This is a genomic window from Kitasatospora sp. NPDC059146 (assembly GCF_042786665.1).
Classification (GTDB): Bacteria; Actinomycetota; Actinomycetes; order Streptomycetales; family Streptomycetaceae; genus Kitasatospora.
Genome location: NZ_JBHZCY010000205.1, coordinates 1 through 10,334 on the forward strand (window position 1 = coordinate 1; position 10,334 = coordinate 10,334).

Annotated in this window: 10 protein-coding genes; 6 read left to right on the top strand and 4 right to left on the bottom strand. The window is 72.9% G+C overall.

What is annotated here, in order from left to right; translation table 11 throughout:
- Nucleotides 1-88: 88 nt before the first annotated feature.
- Nucleotides 89-904 (bottom strand): hypothetical protein, encoded by an 816-nt coding sequence (locus tag ACFXPX_RS42150; protein ID WP_380644972.1) that lies wholly within the window; start codon nt 902-904, stop codon nt 89-91.
- Nucleotides 905-914: 10 nt separating this feature from the next.
- Nucleotides 915-1,709: an alpha/beta hydrolase gene (locus ACFXPX_RS42155; RefSeq protein ID WP_380593190.1), complete on the bottom strand. Its 795-nt coding sequence runs from the start codon at nt 1,707-1,709 to the stop codon at nt 915-917.
- A gap of 176 nt (nt 1,710-1,885) precedes the next feature.
- On the opposite strand from ACFXPX_RS42155, the gene ACFXPX_RS42160 reads away from it, so the two are divergent.
- From ACFXPX_RS42160 to ACFXPX_RS42170, 3 genes are read left to right on the top strand one after another with little or no spacing between them, the layout of a single operon-like run.
- Nucleotides 1,886-2,737, top strand: coding sequence for a lysophospholipid acyltransferase family protein (locus ACFXPX_RS42160; RefSeq protein ID WP_380644973.1), 852 nt, complete (start codon nt 1,886-1,888; stop codon nt 2,735-2,737).
- Nucleotides 2,738-2,771: 34 nt separating this feature from the next.
- Nucleotides 2,772-4,013: a MacS family sensor histidine kinase gene (gene macS, locus ACFXPX_RS42165; RefSeq protein ID WP_375893269.1), complete on the top strand. Its 1,242-nt coding sequence runs from the start codon at nt 2,772-2,774 to the stop codon at nt 4,011-4,013.
- On the top strand, nt 4,010-4,720 hold the full coding sequence (locus ACFXPX_RS42170; protein ID WP_375893267.1) for a response regulator: 711 nt from the start codon (nt 4,010-4,012) through the stop codon (nt 4,718-4,720). The genes macS and ACFXPX_RS42170 overlap by 4 nt, the downstream gene beginning before the upstream one ends.
- 58 nt (nt 4,721-4,778) lie before the next feature.
- Here the strand turns inward: ACFXPX_RS42170 and ACFXPX_RS42175 are convergent, their stop codons facing one another.
- On the bottom strand, nt 4,779-6,713 hold the full coding sequence (locus ACFXPX_RS42175; RefSeq protein WP_380644974.1) for an anthranilate synthase family protein: 1,935 nt from the start codon (nt 6,711-6,713) through the stop codon (nt 4,779-4,781).
- A gap of 303 nt (nt 6,714-7,016) precedes the next feature.
- On the opposite strand from ACFXPX_RS42175, the gene ACFXPX_RS42180 reads away from it, so the two are divergent.
- Complete coding sequence (locus ACFXPX_RS42180; RefSeq protein WP_375893264.1) at nt 7,017-8,366, top strand: class II 3-deoxy-7-phosphoheptulonate synthase; 1,350 nt, start codon at nt 7,017-7,019, stop codon at nt 8,364-8,366.
- A 184-nt stretch (nt 8,367-8,550) separates the two neighbouring features.
- The gene (locus ACFXPX_RS42185) at nt 8,551-8,859 is read left to right on the top strand and encodes a bacterioferritin-associated ferredoxin (RefSeq protein WP_375893262.1); all 309 of its coding nucleotides are present in this window, start codon (nt 8,551-8,553) and stop codon (nt 8,857-8,859) included.
- Between the two features lie 31 nt (nt 8,860-8,890).
- Here the strand turns inward: ACFXPX_RS42185 and bfr are convergent, their stop codons facing one another.
- Nucleotides 8,891-9,370, bottom strand: coding sequence for a bacterioferritin (gene bfr / locus ACFXPX_RS42190; protein ID WP_375893260.1), 480 nt, complete (start codon nt 9,368-9,370; stop codon nt 8,891-8,893).
- A gap of 230 nt (nt 9,371-9,600) precedes the next feature.
- On the opposite strand from bfr, the gene ACFXPX_RS42195 reads away from it, so the two are divergent.
- Nucleotides 9,601-10,230, top strand: a complete 630-nt coding sequence (locus ACFXPX_RS42195) for a sulfite oxidase-like oxidoreductase (protein ID WP_380530361.1) — start codon at nt 9,601-9,603, stop codon at nt 10,228-10,230.
- Nucleotides 10,231-10,334: the final 104 nt, after the last annotated feature.

The window sequence follows — 10,334 nt, forward strand, 5'->3', positions numbered from 1 at the left end:
GTACGTCCAGTACGAGGCCGACTCGGGCGCACGCCCAGCCGGGCGCCCAACGCCGCGCGCTGATCTGCCAAGATCCGCCGGACAGGCCCTAGACGACGGCGCCGTGGTCCGGGTCCTCCGGCTCGTCCTCGTCGCGGTCCTTCATCCGGGCGACCAGGGTGACGAAGCCGCCGAGGAAGGCGGTGACCCCGACCCAGGCGGGCCAGCCGGAGATCTCCCGCCACACCACCGCGTCGATCAGCAGCAGCGCCGGGCCGCCGAGCACGGCCAGCCAGGCGAACTTGGCGGTGGCGTCGGCGGCCGGCAGCGGCGGGGGCTCCGGCGGGACGAAGTGGCCCTCGTCGGCGTCCTCGGCCAGCTCGAAGTCGCGCGGGCCCGAGGTGGAGGCGGGGAGGACGGGGCGGCCGGAGCGGGGGCGCGGCTGCGGGGCGAGGTCCGAGAGCTCGTCCGGGTCGCTCTGGCCGGCCTTGGGGCCGGCGCCGTCCTTGTAGCCGTCCTTGTAGCCGCCCTTGAGCTCGTTCTGCGCCCGGAGGTTCTCGACCTCGGGCCAGTTGGGGTTGGTGAGGTCGACCGGGTCGTCGAACTGGGCGACCAGGGCCGCGAAGATCGCGTCCTGCTCGGCCTGGCTGCGTTCGGGGGCGCTGCGGCGCGGGCGGGACTCCGCCGCTGCCGTGGTGTCCTCCCCGGCGGGCCCCGGCGCGGTGCCGTCGGCCTCCGTGCCGCCCGCGGCGACGCCGCCGCCCTGGACCGTGCCGTCCCCGTGGACGGTGGCGTTCCCCCCGCCAGCGGCGTCCCCCTGGGCGGTGGCGTCCTTCGGCACACCGTCGGTGCGCGCTCCGTCCGTCCGCGCGCCGTCCTCGCGGGGCTTGTCGTCCCCGCCGCCCGCCGTGCTGCTCTCGTGCACTTCCGGCCCTTCAGCCATGGTGATCGTCGGATTCGGCCCTGTCGGCGCCCGTCGCGTGCGCGGGAGCCAGCCGTCGGATGAAGTCCAGGCTCGCCCCGAATATTTCCGCCGCGTCGTGGTCCAGCGTCGCGACGTGGAAACTGCGCTGGCACAGCCGTTCCGTCACGTCCGTCGAGGATATCCGGGCCAGCACCAGCTCCGAGTTGGCCGGCGAGACCACGTGGTCCTGCGGGCTGTGGAAGAGCAGCACCGGCTGGGTCACCTCGGGCAGCCGCCGCTGGACCTCCTGCCACAGCCGGCTCAGCGACCAGGCGGCGTGCAGCGGCGTCCGGTCGTAGCCGAGCTCCCGGGCGCCGGGCTTGTGGATGTCGTTGGCGATCCCCGGGACGCTCGGGACGAGGTGGCGCAGCACCGGCAGCAGTACCCCGGCGGGGTTGTCCGAGCGCACCGACGGGTTGACCAGCACCAGCCCGGACACCGTCGTGCCGTGCAGCGCGGCCAGCCGCAGCGCCAGCGCGCCGCCCATCGACAGCGCGCAGACGAACACCTGCTCGCACTCCTCGGCGAGGGTCAGCAGCTCGCGCTCGACCGTCGCGTACCAGTCCTCCCACCGGGTGACCTGCATGTCCTGCCAACGGGTCCCGTGGCCCGGCAGCAACGGGAGCGAGACGGTGAACCCGGCCGCCGCCAGTTCCTCGGCCCACGGCCGCAGCGACTGGGGGGACCCGGTGAACCCGTGGCACAGCAGCACCCCGACCGGTCCGCCGCGGTGGCGGTACGGTTCGGCACCGGGCAGCAGCGGCATGGCGGACTCCTTCGCGGGCGGGTGGCGCTGGGGGAGGGGACGCTGGGAGGGGAGCTGCAGGAATCCGCATCGTCCCACGCCCCGCGCCGGGACGTACACCCCCTACGGCGGGCCCGGGCACGGCGGGTGGCCGCGGGGCATTAGGATCGACCGGTCCGCATAACAGGAGGCCCGGGTTGTTCTACCGACTGATGAAGATGATCGTCGCGCCACTGCTTCGGATCTTCTTCCGGCCGTGGATCGAGGGTGAGGAGAACATCCCCACCGAAGGTGCGGCGATCATCGCGAGCAACCACCTTTCCTTCTCGGACTCGTTCTTCTTCCCCGCGCTGATCAAGCGCCGGGTGACCTTCATCGCGAAGGCCGAGTACTTCAACACCCCGGGCCTCAAGGGCCGGTTGACCGCCGCCTTCTTCAAGGGCGTCGGCCAGCTGCCGGTGGACCGCTCGGGCGTGCGCGGCGCCGGCGAGGCCGCGATCCGCAGTGCCATCGCGGTGCTGGACCGCGGCGAGCTGTTCGGCGTCTACCCCGAGGGCACCCGCTCGCCCGACGGCAAGCTGTACCGCGGCAAGGTCGGCGGCCTGGCCCGGGTCGCGCTGGCCACCGGCGCCCCGGTCATCCCGGTCGCCATGATTGACACCGAGAAGGTGCAGCCGCCCGGCCAGGTGGTGCCCAACTTCGGCATCCGCCCGGGCATCCGGATCGGCCGCCCGCTGGACTTCTCCCGCTACCACGGCATGGAGAACGACCGCTTCATCCTCCGTTCGGTGACGGACGAGGTGATGTACGAGATCATGCGGCTCTCCGGCCAGGAGTACGTGGACATCTACGCCACCGCCGCCAAGCGGCAGATCGCCGACGAGAAGAAGAAGGCCGACGCCGAGCGCCGGGCCGCCGCCAAGGCGGAGAAGGCCGAGGCCGAGAAGGCCGCCGAAGCCGAGAAGGCGGCGGAGGCCGGGAAGGCGGCGGAGGCCGGGAAGGCCGGGCAGCAGGACCAGCAGGAGCAGAACGGCACCGGGTCGGCCTGACCGACCCGGTCGGGTCCAGGGGAGGGGCCGGGAGATGGCGGACGGCGCGAGAACGGGTGCCGCGGTGGGCGGCGCGGTGGCGGCGGGCGGCATGTCCGTCGAGCTCCCGCTGTGGAAGGCGATCTCGTACTTCCGGGTGCTGGCCCTCTGCTACGCCCTGCTCCGGTACTTCAACTCGTACCTGCACTTCCTGCACCCGGTCGCGGGCTGGATCTACTTCGGCGCGCTGATTCTTTGGACGCTCGCCAGCACCCGGGCCTTCGCCAACCCGCAGCGCTGCACCTGGTACGTCCTCGGCTTCGACCTCGCCCTGGCCGTGACCGGCATCGTGATGAGCGGGATGACCGACGCCCCGGCCCGGATCAGCCACGGCGCGCCCACCCTGCCGACCATCTGGGCGGCCGGCACCGTCCTCGGCTTCGCCGCCAAGGGCGGCTGGCGTCCGGCGGCGGCGTCCGGCGCGGTGATCGGGGTGGCCAACATCCTCGGCCACGGCGGCCCGACCGGCGACAACGTCCACAACATCGTGCTGCTGCTGGTGGCCGGCTGCGCCATCGGGTACGTGATCGAACTGGCCCGCGCCAGCGAGGCCACCCTCACCCGGGCGCTGCAGGTCGAGGCGGCCACCCGGGAGCGCGAGCGGCTCTCCCGGGACATCCACGACGGTGTGCTCCAGGTGCTCGCGCTGGTCCAGCGCCGGGGCGCCGAGCTGGGCGGGAGCGGCGGCGGAGGTACCGGCGGCGGCACCACCGACTTCGCCGAGCTGGGCCGCCTCGCCGGTGAGCAGGAGCGCGCGCTGCGGGCCCTGATGACCGGCGGCCCGCTGCCGGCCCAGCGGTTGCCGGAGGCGGACCGGGCCGAAGCGGCCGACCCGGCCGGGCCACGCGACCTGACGGCACTGCTACGCGGCCACGCCGACGAGCGGATCACCCTCTCCGCCCCCGGCACCCCGGTGCTGCTGCCCGGCCCGGCGGCGGGCGAGCTCGCCGCGGCGGTCGGGGCGGCCGTCGACAACGTCCGCAAGCACGCGGGGGAGTCGGCCCGGGCCTGGATCCTGGTGGAGGACGAGCCGGAGGCCGTCACGGTCAGCATCCGCGACGACGGCCCGGGCTACGCCCCCGGCCGGCTCGGCGAGGCGGAGCGGGCCGGGCGGCTGGGCGTCTCCCAGTCCATCCGCGGCCGGGTGCTGGACCTCGGCGGCACGGCCGAGCTGTACTCGGCGCCCGGGGAGGGCGTCGAGGTCGAACTGCGCGTTCCGAGGAAGGCCTCTCCATGACCGACCAACCGATGACCGACCGGCCGGCCGCCGGGCCGCAGTCCACCGACCGGCCGGTCCGGGTGATGGTGGTGGACGACCACCCGATGTGGCGGGACGCCGTCTCGCGCGACCTGGCCGAGTCCGGCCTGGACGTGGTGGCCACGGCGGGCGACGGCGAGGAGGCGGTGCGCCGCGCCCGGGCCTGTTCGCCGCAGGTGGTGGTGCTGGACCTCAACCTGCCCGGTCTGTCCGGCGCCGAGGTGTGCCGTCAGGTGGTCGGGCACGACCCGGCGGTCCGGGTGCTGGTGCTGTCGGCGAGCGGCGAGCACCAGGACGTGCTGGAGGCGGTGAAGTCCGGGGCGACCGGGTACCTGGTGAAGTCGGCCGGGCGGGAGGAGCTGCTGGACGCGGTGCGCCGTACGGCCGTCGGCGACGCGGTGTTCACGCCGGGCCTGGCCGGGCTGGTGCTCGGCGAGTTCCGCCGGCTGGCCGCCGAACCGGCCCCGTCCTCGGCGCCGGCCGTCCCGCAGCTGACCGCCCGGGAGACCGAGGTGCTGCGGCTGGTGGCCAAGGGCCTGTCGTACCGGCAGATCGCCGACCGGCTGGTGCTGTCGCACCGGACGGTGCAGAACCACGTGCAGAACACCCTGGGCAAGCTGCAGTTGCACAACCGGGTGGAGCTGGTCCGGTACGCGATCGAGCAGGGACTGGACGAGGAGCTGTAGGTCCGGTCCTCGAACTCCCGCCCCGCGGAGGGGAGTTCGAGGACCGGACCGGGGCCGCTCAGCCCCGGACGGCCGCGGCCTCCCGCAGCAGGGCGGCGACGATGCCCACGCCGTCCCGGGTGAGCACCGACTCCGGGTGGAACTGGAGGCCCGCGAAGCCGGGGCCGCGCAGCGCGTGGACGTCGCCGGTGGCGGCGTCCCGGGCCACCTCGACGCCCTCGGCGGCGAGCCGGGCCGCGTCGGCCTCCGAGCAGCGCGCCGTGAAGGTGTTGTAGAAGCCGACCGTCCGCTGGTCGCCGAACAGGTCGATGCTCTCCTGGGCGCCCTGGTAGGGGACGGCCTTGCGGCCCAGGGCGAGCCCGAGTTCGGCGGCGAGCAGCTGGTGGCTGAGGCAGACCGCGAGCAGCGGGGCCGTCCGGGCGCCGGAGCGGACGGCGGCCAGGGCGTCCGCGACGACCGGGCGCAGCACCGCCATCTTGGGGTCGTCGGCGAGCGCCGGGTCGCCCGGGCCGGGGCCGAGCACCAGCGGGCCGCGGTGCGCCGCGACCAGTTCGCGCAGGCCCGGCCGGTCGAAGCGGACCACGGTGACCTGGTGGCCGAGCGAGGTCAGCAGGTGGGAGAGCATCGAGGTGAAGGTGTCCTCGCCGTCCACGACGAGGGTCGGCAGGGCCTCGGTGACCCGGGACGGCGCCTGCATCCGCAGCCAGAACGGGGCGAGGCCGGCCCGGCGGGAGTCCAGTGCGGCCTGCACCCGGTGGTCGTCGGCGAGCCGGGGCCCGCCGGGGTGCGGCCGCCGGGCGGGGGCGGGCCGGGCGCCGATCGCGGTGAGCACCCCGGCGGCCTTGGCGTGGGTCTCGGCGACCTCGGACGCGGGGACGGAGTGGCGCACCAGGGTCGCGCCGACCCGGACGACCAGCCGCCCGGTGGCCGGGTCGATGTCGGCGGTGCGGATGCAGATCGGCGAGTCGAGCAGCTGCCCGCCGCTCGCGGAGCGCCCGATCAGGGCGAGCGCGCCGGAGTAGTAGCCGCGCCCGGTGGGCTCGTAGCGGCGGATCACCCGGGTGGCGTTCTGCACCGGGCTGCCGGTGACGGTGGCGGCGAACATCGTCTCGCGCAGCACCTCGCGGACGTCCATCGAGGTGCGGCCGCGCAGCTCGTACTCGGTGTGGGCGAGGTGGGACATCTCCTTGAGCCGGGGGCCGAGCACCTGGCCGCCGAGGTCGCCGACCGTGCACATCATCTTGAGCTCCTCGTCGACCACCATGGTGAGCTCCTCCAGCTCCTTGGGGTCGTGGAGGAAGCGCAGCAGCGAGTCGGGGTCGGAGCCGCCGGCCGGGTAGCGGTAGGTGCCGGAGATCGGGTTCATCACGACGGTGCCGCCGCTCTGCCGGACGTGCACCTCGGGGGAGGCGCCGACCAGGACCCGGTCCCCGGTGTGCACCAGGAAGGTCCAGTACGCGCCGCGCTCCTGCTCCAGCAGCCGACGGAACAGCGCGAGGGCGAGGGCCGGCCCGAAGTCCTCCAGGGTGGCGTGGAAGTCGCGGCGGATCACGAAGTTGGCGCCCTCGCCGTTGCCGATCTCGTCGTCGATCACCCGGCGGACGATCGCCGCGTACGCCTCGTCGTCCACGTCGAAGGCGCCGCCGGACAGGCGGACCGGCTCCTGCGGCAGGGCGGCGGTGAAGGCGGCCAGCGGCAGGGCGTACTGCTCGGTCACCGCGAGGGCCTGCAGCGGGGTGCCGTCGTCGTGGGCCTCGAAGCCGCGCTCGCGGATCTGCCGGTACGGGACCAGGGCGAGCAGGTCGTGGACCGGTCCGGCGGCGGGGACGCCGGTCCGGACCGGCAGGTCGGCCAGGCGCTGGTAGCTGTCGACGGTGCCCAGCAGCACCTCGACGGTGTCCGGGGCGTGCCGGGGGGTGCGGCGGTGCAGCAGGGCGAAGGCGGGGGCACCGGGGGCGGTGAGGCGGGCGAGCAGCTCGGCGGGGGTGGTCACGAGTACGGCTTCCTTCCGGGGTGGAGGGCGAGGGCGGTGCGGGTTCCGCTCCCGGAGGGCCGTCTGCTCGAAAAGCACGACGGCCGCCCCGAGGGGCGGCCGTCGTGTTCGTCTAGGAACGCGCGATCGGTGGGCCACCCAGGGGGGAGGCCCACCACCAGGAGTGGTTGCGGGGCGCGTGCATGGGTCGAGCGTAGCGGACGGGGCCGTGCGGGTGAGTCCGCTCACGTGAGATGTCCGGGACGTGTCTCACCCATCGGGCAATGGTCACGGAACGCTCGCGGCACCCCGTAGCCTTGCCGTGTGACCGCTACGACTGAGACAACGAGGACTGGCCACTCCTGGCAGTCCCTGCCCGCGGCGCAGCAGCCTGAATGGCCGGACCAAGAGGCTCTGCGCAAGACCCTTGCTGAGCTCGCCTCCTATCCGCCGCTCGTCTTCGCCGGCGAGTGCGACCAGCTGCGCGCCCGGCTCGGCGCCGTGGCACGCGGGGAGGCCTTCCTCCTCCAGGGCGGAGACTGCGCCGAGGCCTTCGACGGCGTGTCGGCGGAGCACATCCGCAACAAGCTGAAGACGCTGCTCCAGATGGCCGCCGTGCTGACGTACGCGGCCTCGGTGCCGGTCGTGAAGGTCGGCCGGATCGCCGGCCAGTACTCCAAGCCGCGCTCGAAGTCGACCGAGACCCGCGACGGCGTGACCCTGCCGGTCTACCGCGGCGACTCGGTGAACGGCTTCGAGTTCACCCCCGAGTCCCGGATCCCGGACCCGGAGCGGCTCAAGCGGATGTACAACGCGTCCGCCGCGACGCTGAACCTGGTGCGCGCCTTCACCACCGGTGGTTACGCCGACCTGCGCCAGGTGCACGCCTGGAACCAGGACTTCGTGCGCAACTCGCCGGCCGGCCAGCGCTACGAGCAGCTCGCCCGGGAGATCGACAACGCCCTGGCGTTCATGAACGCCTGCGGGGTGGCCCCGGAGGAGTTCAAGACCGTCGAGTTCTTCTCCTCGCACGAGGCGCTGGTGCTCGACTACGAGACCGCGCTGACCCGCGTGGACTCGCGCACCGGCGAGCTGTACGACGTCTCCGGCCACATGGTGTGGATCGGCGAGCGCACCCGCCAGCTGGACCACGCGCACATCGAGTTCGCCTCCAAGATCCGCAACCCGATCGGGGTCAAGCTCGGCCCGACCACCTCGGTGGACGAGGCGCTCACCCTGATCGAGAAGCTGGACCCGGAGCGCGAGCCCGGCCGGCTGACCTTCATCACCCGGATGGGCGCGGGCAAGGTCCGCGACCACCTGCCCACCCTGGTGGAGAAGGTCACCGCCTCCGGCGCCAAGCCGGTGTGGATCTGCGACCCGATGCACGGCAACACCTTCGAGGCCTCCAGCGGCCACAAGACCCGCCGCTTCGACGACGTCCTGGACGAGGTCAAGGGCTTCTTCGAGGTGCACCGCGCGCTGGGTACCCACCCGGGCGGCATCCACGTGGAGCTGACCGGCGACGACGTCACCGAGTGTGTCGGCGGCGGCGACGAGGTGCTGGTGGACGACCTGCACCAGCGGTACGAGACGGCCTGCGACCCGCGACTCAACCGCAGCCAGTCGCTGGACCTGGCGTTCCTGGTGGCGGAGATGTACCGCGGCCAGTAGGTCTGACCAGGGCCGATGTGCCCGCGGATGTGACGAAGGCCCCTCCGGATTCGGGATTCCCGAGCCCGGAGGGGCTTTTTCGTACCCGGATCGCCAGGTAAGGTGAGGCTTAGTGAACTAAGGCAAGCCTTAGTCAAGATCCACTCCGTGCCCCAGCCGGCGCTTCACCCCGGGAGAGACCGCGATGTACGTGTGCATGTGCCATGCGGTCACCGAGGACCAGGTGAAGAAGGCGATCGACGGCGGTGCCAACACCCCGCGCCAGATAGCCAAGGGCTGCAAGGCGGGCACGGACTGCGGGTCCTGCGTGCGCCGGATCCAGGCCCTGCTCGGCGAGCACGGCGCCCGGCCCTGCCCGACCGCCCGGCTGGCCGCGAAGCTCGGCCTCGCCGACCCCGAGGTCCAGGACGTGCCCGCGCCGGCCGCCGCGAAGCCGTCCCCGGTCGCGCCGATGGCGCCGGTCGCCCCGGTACTCCCGCTGCGGGTCGCCTGAGCCGCCCGCGCCCGAGCCCGGGGCGTCGGGCTCAGGACTCCGGCTGCTCGATCAGCTGGGCGAGGTAGAGCGCCTCGCCGAGCTTCTCCAGGAGCTCCAGCTGGGTGTCCAGGTAGTCGATGTGGTGCTCCTCGTCGGCCAGGATGGACTCGAAGATGTTCGCCGAGGTGACGTCGTTCTTGGCCCGCATCACGACGATCCCGCGCTTGAGCCGGTCGATCGCCTCGACCTCGACCTGGCGGTCCGCCTCGAACATCTCCTTGACCGTCTGGCCGATCCGGACGTGGAACAGCCGCTGGTAGTTGGGCAGCCCCTCCAGGAACAGGATCCGGTCGGTGAGCGTCTCGGCGTGCTTCATCTCGTCGAACGACTCGTGCCGGGTGTACTTGGCGAGCTTCGTCCAGCCGAAGTTCTCCTGCATCTTGGCGTGCAGGAAGTACTGGTTGATCGCGGTGAGCTCGGCCGTGAGTTGCTCATTGAGGAACTCGATGACCTCCGGGTCGCCCTGCATGGTGCTGCCTCCCTGCGCTACGTCCTGCGGTGAGTCCTGCGCTGCGCATCCTGGCACCGTATCGGGAGGAATTTCCAGTAAGTTCACACTCACTAGGACATGTGTCGGAATATCCGATTTGGGTGATAAGTGGAGGGCGCACGATCGACCATTGGCCCGTACGGGCGGGGCGTGCACCTGGGCCAAGGGGCGCGCGCCGGGGCTCGTCCGCCGTCTGTCACCATGGAGACATGGGTCAGTCCGAACGAGAACCGCTTCCGCCGTCTGACCCGACCCTCCCCCCGGGACAGCGCGCGCAGCGCGGCTGGCCCGCCCTGCACTACGGGCCGGTGCCCCGCTTCAAGCCGCTGACCTGGGACCTCCAGGTGTTCGGGGCCACCGCCTCGGCCGAGAAGCACAGCTGGGACTTCGCCGCCTTCGCCGCCCTGCCGCGCACCACCGTGGTCGCCGACCTGCACTGCGTCACCAAGTTCTCGATGCTCGGCAACGAGTGGACGGGCGTGCCCGCGGCCCTCCTGCTCGACCTGGTGCCCCCCGCGCCCGGCGTCACCCACGTCATGGTCTGGGCCGAGTACGGCTACAGCGCCAACCTGCGGCTGGCCGACTTCGCCGACCCGCACACCCTGCTCGCCACCCACCGCAACGGCGAGGCGCTGACCGCCGAACACGGCTTCCCGGTGCGCCTGGTGGTGCCGCGGCTGTACGCCTGGAAGGGCCCCAAGTGGGTGCGCGCCGTGGAGTACATGCGGGCCGATCGGCGCGGCTTCTGGGAGGAGCGCGGCTACCACAACCAGGCCGACCCGTGGCGCGAGCAGCGCTACTCCTACCAGGAGGAGCCGGGCGACGGACCGCTCCGCTGAGCGGTGAACCCCGCTAGGGCCTGTCCGGCGGATCTTGCCAGGCGCGCGACGCCGGGCATCCCGCCTGGACGCACGCCCGAATCGCCCAAGTACGTCCAGTACGA